This window comes from Sphingomonas hankookensis (genome assembly GCF_028551275.1).
GTDB classification, from domain to species: Bacteria; Pseudomonadota; Alphaproteobacteria; order Sphingomonadales; family Sphingomonadaceae; genus Sphingomonas; species Sphingomonas hankookensis_A.
This window is the reverse complement of sequence record NZ_CP117025.1, coordinates 2,080,255-2,098,160: the sequence shown is the minus strand read 5'-3', so window position 1 is coordinate 2,098,160 and position 17,906 is coordinate 2,080,255. Positions and strand designations below refer to the sequence as shown.

The window sequence follows — 17,906 nt, the reverse complement described above, 5'->3', positions numbered from 1 at the left end:
GCATGTTCTCGTGGCAATCGACCGTCCGCCGGGTGGCGGCGTGGGCATGATGACGCTGATCGAAGCGGGGGCCAGCGACGCCGCCGATCCGCTGCACAGCGTCCGCGACCGCTTCGCTCTGCCCGAGGGCGTGATCTATCTCGACGGCAATTCGCTCGGCGCTCTCCCGCGCACCACCCCGGCGCGGTTGCAGCAGGTCGCGACGCAGCAATGGGGCGACGGGCTGATCCGCAGCTGGAACGCGCATGACTGGATCGGCGCAGCGCGGCGGATCGGGGCGAAGATCGCGCCGTTTATCGGCGCACAACCGGACGAGGTGGTGGTCGCCGATTCGACCTCCGCCAACCTGTACAAGCTGCTGGTGGCGGCGTTGAAGGCACGGCCGGGGCGCGCCACGATCCTGTCCGAACCCGGCAACTTCCCGACCGATCTCTACATCGCCGATGGCGCCGCGTGGAGCGTCGGCGATGCGCGGATCAGGACCGTGCCGGTCGACACCATCGTCGACGCGATCGACGACGATGTCGCCGTCGTGATGCTCACCCATGTCCATTACAAGAGCGGCGCGATGCTCGACATGGCCGGCATCACCGCCGCCGCGCAGGCACGGGGCGCGCTGGTGCTGTGGGACCTCAGCCACAGCGTCGGCGCGGTGCCGCTCGACCTCACGGGCTGCAACGCCGACCTGGCGGTCGGCTGCGGCTATAAATATCTGAACGGCGGCCCCGGTGCGCCCGCCTTTCTCTACGTCGCAAAGCGTCACCATGCGACATTGCGATCGCCCTTGTCGGGCTGGCTGGGCCATGCCGCACCGTTCGATTTCAGCGACGATTACGCCCCGGCCGCCGACATTTCGCGCTTCCAATGCGGGACACCACCGATCCTCGCGCTTGCCGCGCTAGAAGAGGGAATTGCGCAATTCGACGGCGTCGACCGGGATGCGCTGATCGCCAAGTCCCGCGCGCTCGGCGACTCCTGCATCGCGCTGGTCGAGGCGCGATGCCCGGAGCTGACGCTCATCAGCCCGCGCGATGCCGCCCGGCGCGGCAGCCATGTATCGTTCCGCCATCCCCATGCCTATGCAATCTGCCAGGCGTTGATCGATCGCGGCGTGATCGGCGATTTCCGCGCGCCCGACGCGCTGCGGCTGGGGTTCGCGCCGCTCTATATCGGCTTTGCCGATGTGTGGCGGGCGGTCGATATCCTGCGGCGAATTCTCGACGATCGCAGCTGGGACGATCCCAGATACCATGCCCGCAACGCCGTAACCTGACGGAACGAACTGGGAACGCGCGGGTTGGTGGCGGTGAAAGGAATTCTGCGATGACCGACCACCCGAACCCCAAGAGCGAACCCTTTTCGAATGCCGAAAAGGACCCGGACGACTGGACGACCGGCGACGAACCGATGACCGGCGCCCAGGCGTCCTATCTGAAGACGCTAAGCGAAGAAGCGGGCGAGCCGTTCGACGATTCGCTGACCAAGGCGGATGCGTCCAAGGCGATCGACGCGTTGCAGGCAAAGACCGGGCGCGGCGCCTGAGCGGACGGCAGGCGGACTGGAGTCTGATCCAGCTCCTCCGAAACGGGCGTCATCTCGGCGAAGGCCGGGGGAATGACATTTTCGCGTGAGTGGATCAGACTCTATCGGGCCGGGGCGGTCGGGCGCATTGCCATCAACCGGTCGAGCAGGACCAGCCGCATCGCAAGGTCCTCGCGATAGGATGCGTTGCGCGGCGTGCGCGCCAGCGCCGCGAGCCATGCTCGCTTCGCGCCGGGCAGGTCGCCCGTCTGGATCAACGCCATGCCGTAATAGAAATAGGGGCCGGGGTGATCCGGCGCCGTTGCGATCCCACGGGCAAAGGCGGTGCGGGCAGCGGGCGAGAGTACCTGCCCGCCGTCATGGGCAAGGATCGCCGTGCCCAACCGGGTCCACAACCGCCCGCTGTTCGGGGCACCCTGCAACCCGCCCAGCACCGCATTTACCGCCGCCTGGGCCGCTCCCGCGCGGGCAAGACCATCGGCCGCGACCGCATAGGCGTAATCATAGGTAAAGCGCCCCCAGATCGCGTCGCGCAAATCGTCTGCCGCGATATCGGGTGCCTCGAACTTACGCTCCGCCGCGCGCGGCACGCCGGCCAGGGTCGGGCTCCCCTGCCACGCATAGCCTGCCGCGCCCAGCATCAGCGTGGCGCCAACAAAGCCCCATAACGGCTTTGCGACACGCGCCATGACCAGCAGCCCGAAGATGGCAATCAGCAACAGCGCGAGGATCAGCCAACCGTTCATCGCCGACGCCCCTTCAAGCTGCGCCGGGCGAGCAGACCACCGATCGCCAGCAGCACGATCGGCGCCAGCCATAGCGGCCCCGTCGCACCCGACAGCGGCGGGTCATAGCTGACATAGTTGCCATAGCGTTCGATCAGCCAGTCGCGCACCGCGACCGGCCGCTCCCCCGCTGCGATCCGCTGCCGGACCAGTGCGCGCATGTCGGCGGCCATGTCGGCGTCGCTGTCGGCGATCGACTGCCCCTGGCAGACGAGACACCGCAGCGTTTCCATCAATGCCTTGGCCGCTCGCTCCTGGGCCGGATCGGCCAGTTGCGTATCGGCCAGTGCCGGAGGCGGCACACGCGACTGGGCCAGCGCCGGGGGCGCGATCAGCAGCGCCAGGACGAACAGCGCCCTCATCGGGCGGACTTCAATTTGTCGAGCAGGACCGGCACATCCTCGTCGCGGATCGCCCCGATATGCTGGTGCGCGATCCGTCCCTGTCCGTCGATGACGAAGGTTTCCGGAACGCCGGACGATCCCAATGCCAACTGCACCGAACTGTTGCGATCGTCGCCGATCGCCGCAAAGGGATCGCCATTGGTCGACAGGAACCGCGCAACATCGGCCGGCGTATCGCGGATCGCGATGGCGTCGATCGTCGCGCCCGCCTGTGCCAGCTTCGCCAGCTGCGGTGCTTCGGCGGCGCAGGGCACGCACCAGCTGCCGAAGACATTCAACAGCCGCGGCTTGCCGGCCTGAAACATCGCGGTCGTCAATCCCGGCTTGCCCGGAGCGGCCGGGGCCAGGCTGAACTGGGGCAGCGGCTTGCCGACCAGTCGGGAACGCACCTGCCGGTCGCTGTGCTGCGGCAGCATCCACGCGAACAGCCCGGCAATCGCGACGAAGGCGAGCAGCGGAAGCCAGAGCAGGCGACGGTTCATCGCGCCTGCCGCCGCCGCACGCGCCCGACCAGCGCGATCGCCCCGCCCAAAGCAATCAATCCGCCACCGGCCCAGATCAGCGTCACGAACGGCTTCCACCACAGCCGCAATTGCCGCCGCCCGCCGGCATCGTCGCGGCCGAGCACGGCATAGAGCTGCCCGTCCCAATAGGTCGCCAGCGCCGCCTCGCTCGTTTCGGTCGGCGGATTGGCGAAGAAGCGCTGTTCGGGCCGCATCACGAACGCCCCGCCCGCTCCGCGCGTGACGGTCAGCCGCCCCTGCACCGCCGACCAGTTATCGCCGACCACCGGCTTGATCCCATCGAAGCGCACGTCAAACGGTCCGACCTTGTGGTGTTCGCCCGGCGCAGCGGCGACCAGCCGTTCCTGCGTAAACGCGCTGTCGCTCGCCATGCCCGCTAGGCTGACCGCGATGCCCAGATGCGCGACGACCATGCCCCAGATCGGCAGCGGCGTCCGCCACGGGCTCCGCCCGACCAGCGGCAGGACGCTGGCGGCCGCCAGCCCGGCGGCCAGCGCCAACCCGAACTTCGGCAACCACCCGCTGTCGACGAACGCGACCGCCGCGATCAGCACGACCAGCGTCACCCCGGCCGGCACCGCGACCCGGCGCAGCACCGCCGCGCCCCGATCCCGGCGCCACCGCAGCAACGGCCCGACCGCCATGCCCGCAACCAGCAGCAACGCGATCGGCCCGGCGGCGCGGTTGAAGAAGGGCGGCCCGACCGAGAGCTGCACCCCGAACGCCTCCGCGACCAACGGGTACAGCGTCCCGATCAGCACGATGCCGAGGATGACCGACAGCAGCAGGTTGTTGAGCACCAGCCCGCCCTCGCGGCTAACCGGCTCGAACAACGCCCCCTGCCGCACCGTCCCGACCCGGAACGCGAACAGCGCCAATGCTCCGCCGATATAGAGGATCAGCAGCGCCAAAATGAACCCGCCCCGCGTCGGATCGACCGCAAAGGCGTGGACGCTGGTCAAAATGCCCGATCGCACCAGGAACGTACCGACCATCGACATCGAAAAGGCGACGACCGACAGCATGATCGTCCATGCCCGCAGCCCATCGCGCGTCGCTAGCACCGTCACCGAATGGAGCAGCGCGGTCGCCGCCAGCCACGGCATCAGCGACGCATTCTCGACCGGGTCCCAGAACCACCAGCCGCCCCAGCCGAGCTCATAATAGGCCCAGTAGCTGCCCGCCGTGATCCCGATCGTCAGGAAAATCCACGCCCCCAGCACCCATGGCCGCATCGCCCGCGCGAAATCACGGCCGACATCGCGGGTGATCAGCGCGCCGACCGCGAAGGAAAATGCCACCGACAACCCGACATAGCCGAGGTAGAGCGTCGGCGGATGGAAGGCGAGGCCGGGGTCCTGCAACAACGGGTTGAGGCCCAGCCCGTCGCGCGGTACAGGCGACAGCCGGGCAAAGGGATTGGAGGCGAACAGCAGAAATGCGTAGAAGCCGGCCGCAATCGCCGCCTGCGCTGCCAGCGTCGCGGCATGGGTACGCGTCGCCAGCAACCGTTCGAACAGCGCGATCCCCGCCCCGGCCACCGCCAGCACCGTGACCCACAGCAGCATCGACCCTTCGTGATTGCCCCAGGTCGCCGCGATCTTGTACAGCATCGGCTTGGCCGAATGGCTATTTTCGGCGACCAGCAGCACCGACAGGTCGGTCCTCGCGAACAGCACGATCAGCGCCGCAAACGCCCCGGCCGCCAGCAGCCCCTGCGCTACCGCGACCGGCCGCACCGCCGCCAGCAACTCCCGCACGATCGCCGGCGGCTCCGCCTCGCGCGACGTCAGCGCGATCGCCGCCATCGCCAGTTGCAGCAACGCCATCGCCGCCGCCAGCCACAAGGCGGCAAGACCAGCCTCGGCAATCATCGGTTGCGATCGCTCATGGGGCGGTGCTCTCGCTCTTGTGCATCTTGCCCGCTACCTGCGGCGGCATGTAGCGTTCGTCGTGCTTGGCGAGCAGATTGTCGGCGACGAACCCGCCGCCTGCCACGAACCGTCCCTCGGCCACGACGCCCGATCCTTCGCGGAACAGGTCGGGGACGATCCCGGCGAAGCGCACCGGCACGGTCGCCTTGCCATCGGTCACGGTGAAATGGATCGTCACGCCATCTGCCGCCCGACGGACCGATCCTGCCGCGACCATCCCGCCCAGCCGCACCGGCTTGTCGATCGGCGCGGCGGCGGCATCGGCGGGTGCGTAGAAGAACGCCGCTTCCTCACCCAGCGCCGACATGGCGAGCAGCACCGCGCCGACGATCGCGACCACCGCCAGCAAAGCCAGCGTCATGCGTTGCCGTTTCGGACTCATCCCCGCTCCGCGCGGCGCATCGCCACCCATGAAGCAATGGTGATCGCGGCGATCCCGCCCAGCGTGACCCCATACGCCGCCGCAATGAACGCCCAATGGTTCATGCCGCCGCCCGCCGACGCATCCGCGCCTCCGCCTTGATCCGGGCCAGATCGGTCCGCATCCGCATCAGCACGACCCCACCGAACAACAGGCTCGCGCCGCCCGCCGTGAAGAACAGCGGCCACAGGATCGTCGGGTCGATGGTCGATTTGGTCAGCGTGATACTCGGCCCCTGATGCAGCGTCCGCCACCACAGCACCGAATAGCGGATGACCGGCAACAATGCCGTCCCGGCAATACCGAACAGTGCCGGGATACGCCCGTCGCCGTCGCGATCGGCATCGGCACGGGCGAGTGCCAGATAGGCTAAATACACGAAGAACAGCAGCAGCATCGACGTCAGCCGCCCGTCCCATTGCCACCATGTCCCCCAGGTCGGTCGCCCCCAGATCGAACCGGTCACCAGGCACAGCGCGGTGAACAGCGCCCCAGGCAACGCGATCGCGCGCGCGGCAACGGCCGCCAACGGGTGCCGCCAGACCAGATAGACGATGCTGGCGATCGCCAGGCTCGACCATCCGCCCATCCCCAGCCACGCGGCGGGTACATGGACATAGAGGATGCGGACGCTCTCGCCCTGCAGATAATCCGCCGGGGTCTGCGTCAATCCGGCCCAGCAACCGAACGCGAACAACGCCGCCCCCGCCCCGACCAGGATCGGGGTCAGCGGGCGGGCGATCGCTAGGAATCGTCGTGGATTGGCAAGGGCGTGAAGGCTCGGCACGGTCGCGCCCTGTCTATGCAAGGCGCGGGCAAACGGCAATGCGGATCGAACCGACCGGTTCGCAATTGCGTTGTCGCCGAACGCGTGGAAAATGGCCGCCATGATGACCCTATCGAGTGACATTGCCGACCGCCCTGCCACCCCGGTCAGCGAAGGCGGCGAAAACCGGCTGCTCGCCGCGTTGACGACGTCGGACCGCGCCCTGCTCGCCCCCGACCTCGAACGGGTCTCGCTGGTCGTCGGGGACACTTTGCTCACCGTCGATCAGTCGATCGATTATGTCTACTTCCTCGAAGGCGGGATCGCCGCCGTGCTGGAAGTCATCGACGGCGAACGGCAGCATGCCGTGGGCCTGCTCGGCGCGGACGGCTATGTCGGCTGGCCGATCCTGCTGGGCGACGACCGGTCGCCGCACGACGTCGTGCTGCGCGCCGAACCGGGCACGGCGCTCCGGATACCGGCCGATCGGCTGCTCGCGGCTGTCGAACGCAGCGATACGCTGCGCGCCGCGCTACTCCGCTTCATCCAGGTGTTCCTGATCCAGATGGGCCGGACGGTCGTGTCGGCACTGTCGCACCCGGTCGAACGGCGGCTGGCGCGTTGGATCCTGCTGTACCACGACCGGGTACGCGGTGACGAAATCTCGATGACGCATGAGGAGTTTCGGCTCATGCTGGCGGTCCGCCGCAGCAGCATTACCGACGCGCTGCATAGATTGGAAGAAACGCTCGCCATCAAATCGGTCCGCGGCCGGGTGATCGTCCGCGACCGCGAAAAGCTGTTGGAGATGGCGGCCATGACCTATGGCCCGCCTGAGGAAGCCTATCAGCGACTGGTCGGCACCCCCGGCAACTGAGCGAAGGCGGCGTCCCGACACGCGGAACGCCGCCCTCTCCCTTAATTCGCCGCGCTGGAGCGGATCGTGCCATTGACGCCGTTCGGGAAGAACCCGCCTGCCGTCTTGGCCGTCCGATCGAGATAGACGATGTTCAGCACTTGTCCCGGAGTCCGGCTGAACGCGATGCCGCTGCCATCGGTCGGCACGATGTTCGACGCGGTTGCATTGCCGCTGCCGGTCGCGCGAATCCCTTGGTCGAGGTCGCTGCTGCCATCGAGGCTGTCGCGCGCCGTCGAGATCGCTTCGGTCGCGTCGATCAGCGACGGAGTCGCCACGCCCTTGCGGTACAGCACGGTCCGGACCAGGCCCGCATGATAGGCTTCCGCCGCATGGATGCCCGCCGCCGCCTCAAGGAACGTCTTGTTGCTGACGAAACCGACGGCACCCTTATAGGCGGTGACGCCGACATCTTCGAAGATGAACGCGCCAAGCAGGAAGTTCTCGTCATTGGCGTACACGTCGAATGCCGCGCCCGCCCCGATCAGCCCGGCGGCGCGTGCCGCATTCGAAAAGGCGCTGGTCGCGGTCACGCCGATATCGATCGCCGGCTGCGCCACCGCCGCCGACCCGAGCGCGGTGCGCAGGAAGTTGACGTGCGCGATTTCGTCCGCCGCGATTTCACGCGCATAGCGCGCCACCAGCGGATCGGTGAACGTCACCTGCCGCCCGCCGCTGACCGCCCCTTGCGTGCCCGTTCCGCTCAGGCTGCTGTTCGGCAGGCCCGCGCCGGTCGCGGCAAAGGAATAGAATTGCGCTTCGAGATATTCGAGGTTCAGCGCGAAGTTCAGCACATCGGCATCGGTCAGCGCCGTCGTCGCGGTCGGGGTCGGCGTAGGCGTCGGCCCGGGGGTGATGAAGCCGCCGCCGCTGTCGCTGCACGCGGCCAGTACCGATGCGCCCGCCGTGGCGATCGCGGCACCGCCGGCATAGCGCATGAACTCGCGACGCGCGTTGCGCCGCTGGTCGCAGGCTTCGAGGACCTGCAGGATCGGATCGTTTTGCATGATGTCTCTCCTCAGGTTCAGTTGGCGGCGCTGGCGCGGATGGTGCCATTCACCCCGTTCGGGAAGAAACCGCCGCCATTCACCTGAGCGTTGTTGAGATAGACGATGTTGAGCGTCTGTCCGGCCGACCGGCTGAAGGCGATGCCGTTCGCGTCGAGCGGCGCGATATTGCTGGCATTCGGGTTGCTCGACAGCGGGGACAGGCCCTGGTCGAGATCGGTCGTGCCGTCGAGGCTGTCGCGCGCGTTCGAAATAGCATCGGTCGCCTGGATCAGCTGCGCCGATGGCGTCGCAATCCCCTTCGCATAGAGCGTCGTGCGCACGATCGCGGCGTGATAGGCCTCGACCGCGAGGATGCCGGCGGCGGCTTCGAGGAAGGTCTTGCTGCTCAGCAGCGGCGCCGCACCCTTATAGGCGGTGACGCCGACATCTTCGAAGATGAACGCGCCCAGCAGGAAATTCTCGTCGCTGGCATAAGGGTCGAACGATGCGCCCGCCCCGATCAGCCCCGCCGCGCGTGCGGCGGCGGAGAAGGCACCGTTCGCCGATGCGCTGATGTCAATCGCCGGCTGCGCGACCGCCGCGCTGCCCAGCGCCGTGCGCAGGAATTCGACATGCGCACGTTCGTCGGCCGCGATCTCGCGGGCATATTGCGCGACCAAGGTGTCGGAGAAGGTGACCTGCCGCCCGCCGGTGACCGCCCCTTGCGCGCCGGTGCCGGTGAGGATGGAGTTGGGAAGCCCGCTGCCGAACGCCGCGAAATAGTAGAATTGCGCTTCGAGATATTCGAGGTTCAGCGCAAAGTTCAGAATGTCCGCATCGGTCGGACCGCTTTGCGCCTGTGCTTCCCCGGACTGCGCCATAACAAAAGCGGCGCTGCCAACTGCTGCAGCGCCGCCCAGCATCTTGAAGAAATCGCGCCGTTCCTCACGCCGCTTCGCCCGCGCATCGAACGCGTGCGTCACTGACATTTGCTCGTCCATGACACCGTCTCCCTGGATCGTTGTCACGACCTAACGAACCGTAAATGACAAACGATGCGTGCCAAAGGTGGATGTACGGTTCCGTACAAGATGCCCGGGGTGACTGGATTGCCTCAAATCTTGCAGGCAAAAGACGCGAAATGGCTTTCGCAGTGAATATCGATCGCGTGGGCGAGACATCTACTACCCTGCCTACGACCGACAACAGGCTGTTGGGCGCCATGCGTCCCGACACCCGGCGTAAATTGGCGTCGGTGGCCAGTCGCGTCATTTTACAACCTGGCGATATTCTTACGCGCAGCGGCGAGCCGATCGACCGGCTGGTCTTTCCCGAAGGGGCGCCGGCGATGCTGTCGCTGTCGACCGGCGGGTCGTCGCAGGACGTCGGCATGATCGGGCGCGACGGCGTGGTCGGCTGGTCGCGGCTGTTCAGCGACCAGCCGACCCCGTTCACCGCCCGTGCGCATATCCAGGCCGGCAGCGCGATCGTCATCCCGGCGACCGCCGTCGTCGATGCCGCGAACGAGGACAGCGCGCTGTTGAAGGCGATCCTGAGCTTCGGCCAGCGCTTTTCGATGCAGATCGCGCGGACGCTCGCATCGGCGCTGCGCGACGTGCCCGAACGGCGCATCGCCCGCCTGTTGCTGATGATCGACGACCGGATCGATGGCGACACCATGTCGGTCACCCATGCGTCGATCGCCGCCACGCTGAACCTGCGCCGCGCGACGGTCACCGATTGCCTGCATATCCTAGAGGGTGAGCACATGGTCCGCTGTTCGCGCGGGCGGATCGTGATGCGCGACCGTGCCGCGCTGGAGGCCCGCGCCGGCCTCGCCTATGTCACGGACGACGGGCTGGACTGACCGGCGTTCAGGACTGGCCGCGCACCGACTTCAGGTCGATGCCCAGCCGCTGCACCTTGTAATAGAAGGTCTTGCGCGGGATCCCCAGCCGCTCGATCGCCGCGCCGATCTCGCCGCCGGTCGCGGCGATCGCGGACAGGATCGCCTCGCGCTCGAACGCGGCGATCCGTTCGGGCAGCGGACGCGTGGCGTCGCTCCCGCCCCCTTCGCCCCCATCGCCCTCCAGCCTCAGCACGAACCGGTCGGCGAAGTGCGCCAGTTCGCGCACATTCCCCGGCCAGTCGTGGCGCGCCAGCAGGTCGCGCGCGCCATGGGTCAGCGGCGGCACCTCGCGCCGCAGCCGCTTGGCCGACTGATCGACCAGATGCGCGAACAGCAGCGGCACGTCGTCGCGCCGTTCGCGCAGCGGCGGCATCCGCAGCCGTACCGCGGCCAAGCGATAGAGCAGCGCCGGTGCGATCGCATCCGGCCCACGCTGCGCCTCTTCCGCCGCCGTCGCGATGACGCGGATATCCACCGGCACCGCATCGCGCGGACCCCGGATCGCCCGGTCCTCGATCACCTGCGTCAGCCGCCCCTGCAATCCGCGCGACGCCTGGTCGATATCGTCGAGGAAAAGCGTACCGCGCTGCGCGCCGACGATGCCGCGATCGCCCACGCTGGCGAACAATTCGTCCTCGATCGCCGGCCCGGGCAGCGCGGCACAGGCGATGGCGACGAAGCGATGCCGCGCCCGCCGCCCCGCCCGGTGGATGGCGCGGGCGAGCAGTTCCTTGCCCGTCCCCGTCTCCCCCTCGATCAGCAGGTCGATATCGGCATCGGCCAGCACCGGGATCATCTCGCGCAGCCGGGCGATGGCGGGTGACCGGCCGACCAACACCATGTCCTCGCCGCCCGCCGCCTCGGCACGCAGGCGGCGATTGTCGAGCGCGAGTGCCCGCGCCGCCATCGCGCGGGTGGCGGCCGCGATCAGCGCGTCGGGATCGAACGGCTTGGACAGGAAATCCCATGCGCCGTTCTTGATCGCATCGACCGCGGTTTCGACATCGGCATGACCGGTCACCAGAACGACCGGCAGCGTCGGATCGCGTTCGCGCAGGGTGCGGAACAGTTCGATCCCCGACATGTGCGGCATCCGCACGTCGGTGACGACGATCCCCTCGAAATCGGCGTCGATCGCGAGCAGCGCGGGCGGCGCCGCCGGAAAAGCCACCACGTCGAACCCGGCCAGCGTCAGCAACTGCGCGGTCGATGCGCGCAGGTCGTCGTCATCCTCGACCAGCGCGACGCGCCCACCTGCCCCACTCACGGCACGCGCCGCAGGGTGAGCGCGAACCGCGCGCCGCGCTCCGAGGGCAACAGCCGCAGCGTGCCGCCCAGATCGGTCATGATATCCTGCGCGATCACCAACCCCAGCCCCAGCCCGGTTTCCCGGCTGGTAACGAACGGGGTGAAGATCCGCTCGGCGACATCCGGATCGATGCCCGGCCCGTTGTCGGCGACGATCAGCGAGACCATCTCCGCCTCGACCTCCAGCTCGATCGCGATGCACGGGTCGGGTGTCGCCGCCAGCGCCTCGATCGCATTCTGCAACAGGTTGACCAGCACCTGCTCCAGCCGCACCCGCCCGGCGACCACCATCAGTTCGTCCGAAATCGGCGGCACGACGAACGTCACCTCGGACAGGCGTTCCTTCAGGATCAGCCGCGCGCCGTCGATCACATCCGCCAGCCGGATCGGGCCGATCGTGCCGCTGCCCTTGCGCGCGAAGCCGCGCAATTCGGCGGTGACCAGCCCGATACGGTCGGTCAGCCGCGCGATCGCGCCCAGATTATCGTCCACCGCGCGCATGTCGCCGCGCATCAGCAACTGGCGCGCGGCGGCGACATAGTTGCGGATCGCCGCCACCGGCTGTGCCGTTTCATGCGCCACGCTGGCAGTAATCTGCCCCAGCGCGGCGAGCCGGTTCGCCTGGCGCAATCCTTCGCGCAGCTCGGCCGCGCGCGCCTCCGCGGCGGCGCGCTCCTCGATTTCGGTGCGCAACGCGCTGGTCCGGTCGGCGACCGCCGCCTCCAGCTCGATCGTGCGCATCGCGCGGCGCCGCGACCGTTCGCGCAATCCCCACAGCGCCCCGATCAGCGCCAGCGTCACCGCCGCCGCCGCCAGCGCGCTGGTCCGCACCGCGCTGCCGATCGTCGGGGGCAGCGGCATCGCCAGATGCACCTGCCACCCCTCGTCCCCCGCTGGCGTCACCGCATGCTGCAGCGTCCCGCGCTGCCCGTTCAGCCGCAGCGCATCGTCGAGGATCGCGAACGGCGGGCGTTTCAGCGCCGCCGCCCCGCTATCGGCGCGCACTGCGGCGGCGACCGCCGGCTCGATCGGCCGCGTCGTCGCGAAACGCCAGCGCGGATCGCTGGAAATCAGCACCACCCCGGCGGCATCGGTGACGAAGGTGATGCCGCCCGCCGCGCGCCATTCGCTCTCGATCCGGTCGAATTCCAGCTTCACCACGACGACGCCGCCATCGGCGGTCCGGCGGCTGAGATAGAGGCCGGGACGACGGCTGACCGTGCCCAGCGCGAACTGCGTCCCCGCCCCGGTCCGCACTGCGTCGCGATAATAGCGACGGAAATTATAGTCGTTGCCGACGAAGCTCTGCGGATCGTCCCAATTGCTCGCCGCGATCGCGAGCCCGTCGCGCCCGATGACATAGATCACGCTGGCCGAGGTCGACTGCGCCAGCGCCGCCAGTTTCCGGTCGAGTGCGCGCCGCGCGGCATCGCCCCCGCGCACCGCCGCCACCACGTCGCGGTCGTCGGACAGCGCCAGCGGCAACAGACGGAACCGGGCGATCTCGCTGGTCAGCAGGACCTGGCGCAGCCGCGCGTCGCTCTCGATCTTGGCAAGCGATTCGGCCTGGGCCCGCTGCTCGACGAAGCGGCCGACCGCAGCCGCCATCGCGGCGCTGAGCAGCAGGCCGCCCAATATCCATCCAATCCACCAGGTACGGCCCTCATGACTGCCATCCGAGACGCTGGCCGAGTTTACTCCTTCGCTGGCCTCGAGACCAGCGGTCGCATTGACCTTGGCGGGTGTGCCGCGGGCGCCTGATCGACGACGATTGATCATGCTCTCATCCGCGGGTTGATTACCGCACTACCCGTATCCGTCGCTGGGCCTATCCTCCGTCTAAGTTCGGGCGTCGGACGAACCTGCCCCACCGTACACCGTGGATTGCCCATCACAGTCGGGTGCCCGCGGCACGCCGGCCAAGGCTATGCAGTTGGTGCGCTGGCGCCTCCTCTCGTTAATGTCGTGGGTGGATCAGCCGGCTATCGCCGGCGACACCCGACGGGCGATGTCCCAGGCATAGCCGACCAGTTCACGCGCGATCGCGGTGGTCACCTTGGGCTGAGGCTTGCCCGTGGCCGCCAGGCGACGGTAGCGCTGGCACAGGCGAACCTGCGCTTTCCACCCGATCGCCTGGATGTCCTCGGACAAGTCGATGACCCGCTCACGGTAGCGTCGTTCCTCGCGAGCGGGCAGTCGATACGACCAGCCCGCCTCAATCAGCATGGTTCGTGCCTGCGCGTTGCCCGCGCGGGTGATCCGGCCCCGTTTGGTCCGAGCGCCGCTGGAGTGCTCGGACGGCACCAAGCCGACATACGCCATCAGTTGCTTGGGATTGTCGAAGCGGGTGAGATCGCCTACTTCAGCGACCAGCGTCGCAGCGCTGACCAGCCTGATACCGCGCAGGACCTGTAGATTGCGGACCAGCGGCGCAAAACACCATGCGTCCACCGCTTCAGTCAGCGCCGCTTCTAAGCGCCCAACCCGTGCCTGCGCCTCCAGCACCCGCTTCTGCATTTCCTCGAATGCCAGCTGTTGGTGGGGAAAATCGAACCGCTGCTCGGACAACCACCGCCAGTACATTTTCGTCCAGGCCGCCTTGCCACCGAAACGACGATCATGACGCAACAGGAAGCTGCGCACTGTCTGCTTGGCTCCGATGGCATCATCTTGCGCGCTGCGTCGCGCGCGGATGAGATCGCGTACCGCCTCGTGCGCTTCGTCCGGTATCCAGATTGCGGTGAGTTCGCCAGCGCGTAGCAGCCGCGCCAGGGTCATCGCGTCACGCCGGTCCGTCTTTACATGGTCACCCGGGCGCCGCGGCATCATCGAGGGGGCGATGACGATGCAATTCTGTCCCAGCTTCGTCAGCAGCCGATGCAAGCCATACCCGCAGGGACCAGCTTCGTAGCAGACGTTCAACGTCACGCCCGGTCCAGTCAGCCGCTTGACCAGCTTCCTGATCGCATCGTCCTCGTTGGCGACCGTGCCGACGAAACGCACCTCGCCTCCGCGTTCCCCATCGGCAACCGCGACCGCAATGGTTTCCTTATGAACGTCCAGACCAACGTATTTCACCGTCTCCGTCATGACTCGTCTCCGCTGCTGACAAATCCATCATCAGCATCTCAGATTCGAGCCTCCGAGGCTCTGGCAGTCATGGGGTCTAAGGCTGCGCATCGCCGCCTTGTACGAGCGGCACCGCCCATGTGCAATATTCTGCACATTAGACTTTAGTCTTGGCAAAAATCTACGCAAAATCTACCATGGCGGAATACACAATCACTGTTTGTCAACGACTTAGCAAACACGATTGCAATCACGACAAGCTGGATTGCGTGCGGTTAAATCGTCCCAGAAGCGCCAACCGCCATGAAGAGTCGGACCGGCGCAGCCAGAGGATGAAAGGTCGCCGCATGATACTTGCCACCGACACCGCCCACCCGCCCGTGCCGCCCGCCGCGAAACCATGGTACAAGCATCTGTACGTCCAGGTGCTGATCGCCATCGTCGCCGGCGTCCTGCTCGGCCACTTCTATCCGTCGACCGGCGAAGCGCTGAAGCCGATCGGTGATGCCTTCATCAAGCTGGTGAAGATGATCATCGCCCCGGTGATCTTCCTGACCATCGTCACCGGCATCGCCGGGATGCGCGACCTCGCCAGCGTCGGTCGCGTCGCGGGCAAGGCGTTCGCCTACTTCCTGACCTTCTCGACGCTCGCGCTCATCATCGGCATGATCGTCGGCAACGTCGTGCAGCCGGGTGCGGGCCTCAACATCGACCCGTCGACGCTCGATACGTCGAAGATCACCGAATATGCCGAAAAGGCGCATGATTCGACGATCACCGGCTTCCTGATGGGCGTCATTCCCGACACCTTCATCTCGGCGCTGACCGAAGGCAACATCCTCCAGACGCTGTTCGTCGCGATCCTGTTCGGCATCGGCCTCGCCATGATCGGCGACAAGGGCGAACGCGTGCTCGACGCGCTGAACGACATCTCGATCGCCTTCTTCAAGGTCGTCGCGATCGTCATGAAGGCGGCCCCGATCGGCGCGTTCGGCGCGATGGCGTTCACCATCGGCAAATACGGCATCGGCACGCTGTCCAGCCTCGCCGCGCTGGTCGGCACCTTCTACCTCACCGCCTTCCTGTTCGTGACGGTGGTGCTGGGTGCGGTCGCGCATTTCTGCGGCTTCTCGATCTTCAAGCTGATTTCGTACCTGAAGGCCGAACTGCTGCTGGTGCTCGGAACCTCGTCGTCGGAAAGCGCGCTGCCCTCGCTGATCGAGAAGATGGAGCGTGCCGGCATCCCGAAGTCGATCGTCGGCCTTGTCGTTCCGACCGGCTATTCGTTCAACCTCGACGGCACCAACATCTACATGACCATGGCCGCATTGTTCATCGCCCAGGCGTGCAACGTGGAACTGACCCTCAGCCAGCAGATCCTGCTGCTCGCCGTCGCGATGCTGTCGTCGAAGGGTGCGGCGGGCGTCACCGGCGCGGGCTTCATCACGCTCGCCGCCACGCTGTCGATCGTCCCCACGGTCCCGGTTGCCGGCATGGCGCTGATCCTCGGCGTCGATCGCTTCATGAGCGAGTGCCGCAGCCTGACGAACTTCATCGGTAACGCAGTAGCAACCGTTGTCGTCGCAAAATGGGAAGGCAAGCTCGACAAGCACCAGTTCGACGAGGCTCTGGCCGGTCGCAGCGTGCGGGTCGATCAGATGCCCGAAGGCGCAGTTCCCGCCGAGTAACTCCCTATGTGCCGGTCCGGGCGATCCCCGGACCGGCACCGACGTTCTCGCCCCCGGGCGAACAAAGGTATGCCAAGATGAAGACCTTGTTGCGGCTGTGTGCCGCTGCCCCGATCGTCGCATCGACCATCGCTCCCGCATTCGCGACCGAACCCGCGATCCCGACCACGACCAGCACGATCGCCAGCCAGGTCGCCGATCGGGGCAATGCCCGCCCGGTCGCCCAGGAATATCCGACCGCCGGTATCGGCGACGGCGTCACCGCCGGCGGCTACAACCAGTCGCGCTGGGCCGAGGACTGGACCAGGTTTCGCGATCCCAAGAAGCGCGACGACATTCTCGACCAGCTCAAATACATTCCGATCGCCGGCGACGATGTCTATCTGACGCTGTCGGGCGAGTTCCGCGCCCGCGTCAACCTGACGACCAATCCCAACCTGCGCGACCGCGAGGCGCAGCGGCAGGACATTTTCCGCGTCGTCGGCGGTGCCGACCTGCATCTGGGCGAACATGTCCGGCTGTACGGCGAACTGGCGCATGCCGGCATGTCGGGACGCAATCTGGGGGTGAAGGCCGGGCAGCTGCACAACGATCTGGTCGTGCAGCAGAGCTTCGTCGACGTGACCGGGACGGTCGGCGGGGTCGATCTGGGCGTGCGCTATGGTCGACAGACCTTTGCCGACGGTCCGAACCTGATGGTCGTGCCGCGCGACAACAACACGATCTTCTTCGTGTATAACGGCGTGCGGGCGTGGGCGAAGGGCGATACGATCCGCGGCGACGTGTTCGACTACTACACGACCCGCCTCGGCGTCGGCGGCACCGGCGACGACATCATCGACCGCAACCGTCGTTTCTCCGGTGCGACGGCAGGCTTCGTCATTCCTAAGACGTTCCTCGGCGGATCGAACCTGTTCTTCGATCCCTTCGTCTGGCGGCTGCGCAACAGCAACGCCGTCTGGGGCGGCCGCACGGCGGAGGAAGTCCGCAAATTCTACGGCCTGCACCTTTATGGCGATACCGGCCCGGTCAATCTCGACTGGACGGTCAACTATCAGGGCGGCGAGTTCCAGAACCGCCCGATCTCGGCATGGCTGGTCCTGCTGCAGCAGACCTACAAGGTCGGCAAGTCGAAGACCGCGCCGCGCGTCGGCTTCCACTTCGACTATGCCAGCGGCGGCGGCGCCTATGGCAACGGGACGCTCAAGACGTCGCTCGCGCCGTTCGGCAACAACATCTATTACAGCTATCAGCTCTATGCGACGCCGACCAACCTGATCGCGTTCGCGCCGAGCGTCCAGTTCCAGCCGACCTCGAAGCTGCGCATCGCCGCCGAATATCAGCTGTCGTGGCGCGACAGCCTGAACGACGCGGTCTATCGTGCCAACGGACAGGCCTTTGCCGGCACGCAGCTGGGCAATTCGCGCAAGATCGCGGACACGATCCGCTTCCAGGCGATTTATCCGATCAGCCCGCGGGTCAGCATCACCGCACGCTACGAACATCTGATCGCCGGTCCGGCGCTGACCGATGCGAACTACAAAAGCTCCGACTTCCTCGCCGGCTGGATCAGCTTCCGCTTCTGAGTTCCTAGAGCAGCCTGGCGCTCCGGCGGACCCCGCCGGGGCGCTACTTTTTTGTTTCCGATACC

At 67.0% G+C, this 17,906-nt stretch carries 18 protein-coding genes; 6 read left to right on the top strand and 12 right to left on the bottom strand.

What is annotated here, in order from left to right:
• The first annotated feature begins 49 nt into the window (after window positions 1-49).
• Together kynU and PPZ50_RS09995 are read left to right on the top strand one after the other, a co-directional pair.
• Window positions 50-1,273, top strand: coding sequence for a kynureninase (gene kynU, locus PPZ50_RS10000; protein WP_066688086.1), 1,224 nt, complete (start codon window positions 50-52; stop codon window positions 1,271-1,273).
• 50 nt (window positions 1,274-1,323) lie between these two features.
• Window positions 1,324-1,542 (top strand): DUF3072 domain-containing protein, encoded by a 219-nt coding sequence (locus tag PPZ50_RS09995; protein WP_066687583.1) that lies wholly within the window; start codon window positions 1,324-1,326, stop codon window positions 1,540-1,542.
• Between the two features lie 101 nt (window positions 1,543-1,643).
• On the opposite strand, the gene PPZ50_RS09990 is transcribed toward PPZ50_RS09995, so the two are convergent.
• From PPZ50_RS09990 to ccmC, 7 genes are read right to left on the bottom strand one after another with little or no spacing between them, the layout of a single operon-like run.
• Window positions 1,644-2,288 carry a tetratricopeptide repeat protein gene (locus PPZ50_RS09990; RefSeq protein ID WP_066687580.1) on the bottom strand — a complete coding sequence of 215 codons (645 nt, stop codon included), beginning with the start codon at window positions 2,286-2,288 and terminating at the stop codon, window positions 1,644-1,646.
• A complete protein-coding gene (locus PPZ50_RS09985; protein ID WP_066687577.1) occupies window positions 2,285-2,689 on the bottom strand; it encodes a cytochrome c-type biogenesis protein in 405 nt (134 codons plus the stop codon). Before PPZ50_RS09985 ends, PPZ50_RS09990 begins: the two co-directional genes overlap by 4 nt.
• Complete coding sequence (locus PPZ50_RS09980; protein WP_066687574.1) at window positions 2,686-3,213, bottom strand: DsbE family thiol:disulfide interchange protein; 528 nt, start codon at window positions 3,211-3,213, stop codon at window positions 2,686-2,688. Before PPZ50_RS09980 ends, PPZ50_RS09985 begins: the two co-directional genes overlap by 4 nt.
• Window positions 3,210-5,129 carry a heme lyase CcmF/NrfE family subunit gene (locus tag PPZ50_RS09975; RefSeq protein ID WP_066687571.1) on the bottom strand — a complete coding sequence of 640 codons (1,920 nt, stop codon included), beginning with the start codon at window positions 5,127-5,129 and terminating at the stop codon, window positions 3,210-3,212. The genes PPZ50_RS09980 and PPZ50_RS09975 overlap by 4 nt, the downstream gene beginning before the upstream one ends.
• 13 nt (window positions 5,130-5,142) lie before the next feature.
• Entirely contained in the window at window positions 5,143-5,571 is a 429-nt protein-coding gene (ccmE, locus tag PPZ50_RS09970) for a cytochrome c maturation protein CcmE (protein ID WP_066687567.1), read from the bottom strand.
• Window positions 5,568-5,675: a heme exporter protein CcmD gene (gene ccmD / locus PPZ50_RS09965; RefSeq protein WP_125655582.1), complete on the bottom strand. Its 108-nt coding sequence runs from the start codon at window positions 5,673-5,675 to the stop codon at window positions 5,568-5,570. Before ccmD ends, ccmE begins: the two co-directional genes overlap by 4 nt.
• Entirely contained in the window at window positions 5,672-6,397 is a 726-nt protein-coding gene (gene ccmC, locus PPZ50_RS09960) for a heme ABC transporter permease CcmC (RefSeq protein WP_066688085.1), read from the bottom strand. Before ccmC ends, ccmD begins: the two co-directional genes overlap by 4 nt.
• 100 nt (window positions 6,398-6,497) lie before the next feature.
• Between ccmC and PPZ50_RS09955 the strand changes: the two genes are divergently transcribed.
• Complete coding sequence (locus tag PPZ50_RS09955; protein WP_198158471.1) at window positions 6,498-7,253, top strand: Crp/Fnr family transcriptional regulator; 756 nt, start codon at window positions 6,498-6,500, stop codon at window positions 7,251-7,253.
• A gap of 41 nt (window positions 7,254-7,294) precedes the next feature.
• Here PPZ50_RS09955 and PPZ50_RS09950 read toward each other — a convergent pair whose 3' ends face one another.
• A complete protein-coding gene (locus PPZ50_RS09950; protein WP_066687554.1) occupies window positions 7,295-8,299 on the bottom strand; it encodes a ferritin-like domain-containing protein in 1,005 nt (334 codons plus the stop codon).
• Between the two features lie 17 nt (window positions 8,300-8,316).
• Window positions 8,317-9,270, bottom strand: a complete 954-nt coding sequence (locus PPZ50_RS09945) for a ferritin-like domain-containing protein (RefSeq protein WP_232307830.1) — start codon at window positions 9,268-9,270, stop codon at window positions 8,317-8,319.
• Between the two features lie 266 nt (window positions 9,271-9,536).
• Here PPZ50_RS09945 and PPZ50_RS09940 point away from each other — a divergent pair, with 266 nt between their 5' ends.
• Window positions 9,537-10,148 (top strand): Crp/Fnr family transcriptional regulator, encoded by a 612-nt coding sequence (locus PPZ50_RS09940; RefSeq protein WP_232307829.1) that lies wholly within the window; start codon window positions 9,537-9,539, stop codon window positions 10,146-10,148.
• A gap of 7 nt (window positions 10,149-10,155) precedes the next feature.
• Here PPZ50_RS09940 and PPZ50_RS09935 read toward each other — a convergent pair whose 3' ends face one another.
• The 3 genes from PPZ50_RS09935 to PPZ50_RS09925 form a co-directional block, all read right to left on the bottom strand.
• Entirely contained in the window at window positions 10,156-11,457 is a 1,302-nt protein-coding gene (locus tag PPZ50_RS09935; RefSeq protein WP_066687543.1) for a sigma-54-dependent transcriptional regulator, read from the bottom strand.
• On the bottom strand, window positions 11,454-13,277 hold the full coding sequence (locus PPZ50_RS09930) for a sensor histidine kinase (protein WP_272815284.1): 1,824 nt from the start codon (window positions 13,275-13,277) through the stop codon (window positions 11,454-11,456). The genes PPZ50_RS09935 and PPZ50_RS09930 overlap by 4 nt, the downstream gene beginning before the upstream one ends.
• 195 nt (window positions 13,278-13,472) lie before the next feature.
• Window positions 13,473-14,588 (bottom strand): IS110 family transposase, encoded by a 1,116-nt coding sequence (locus PPZ50_RS09925; protein WP_004206949.1) that lies wholly within the window; start codon window positions 14,586-14,588, stop codon window positions 13,473-13,475.
• Window positions 14,589-14,914: 326 nt separating this feature from the next.
• Here PPZ50_RS09925 and PPZ50_RS09920 point away from each other — a divergent pair, with 326 nt between their 5' ends.
• The gene (locus tag PPZ50_RS09920) at window positions 14,915-16,255 is read left to right on the top strand and encodes a dicarboxylate/amino acid:cation symporter (RefSeq protein WP_066687538.1); all 1,341 of its coding nucleotides are present in this window, start codon (window positions 14,915-14,917) and stop codon (window positions 16,253-16,255) included.
• A 77-nt stretch (window positions 16,256-16,332) separates the two neighbouring features.
• Window positions 16,333-17,841: an alginate export family protein gene (locus PPZ50_RS09915; protein ID WP_066687536.1), complete on the top strand. Its 1,509-nt coding sequence runs from the start codon at window positions 16,333-16,335 to the stop codon at window positions 17,839-17,841.
• The last annotated feature ends 65 nt before the right edge of the window (window positions 17,842-17,906 follow it).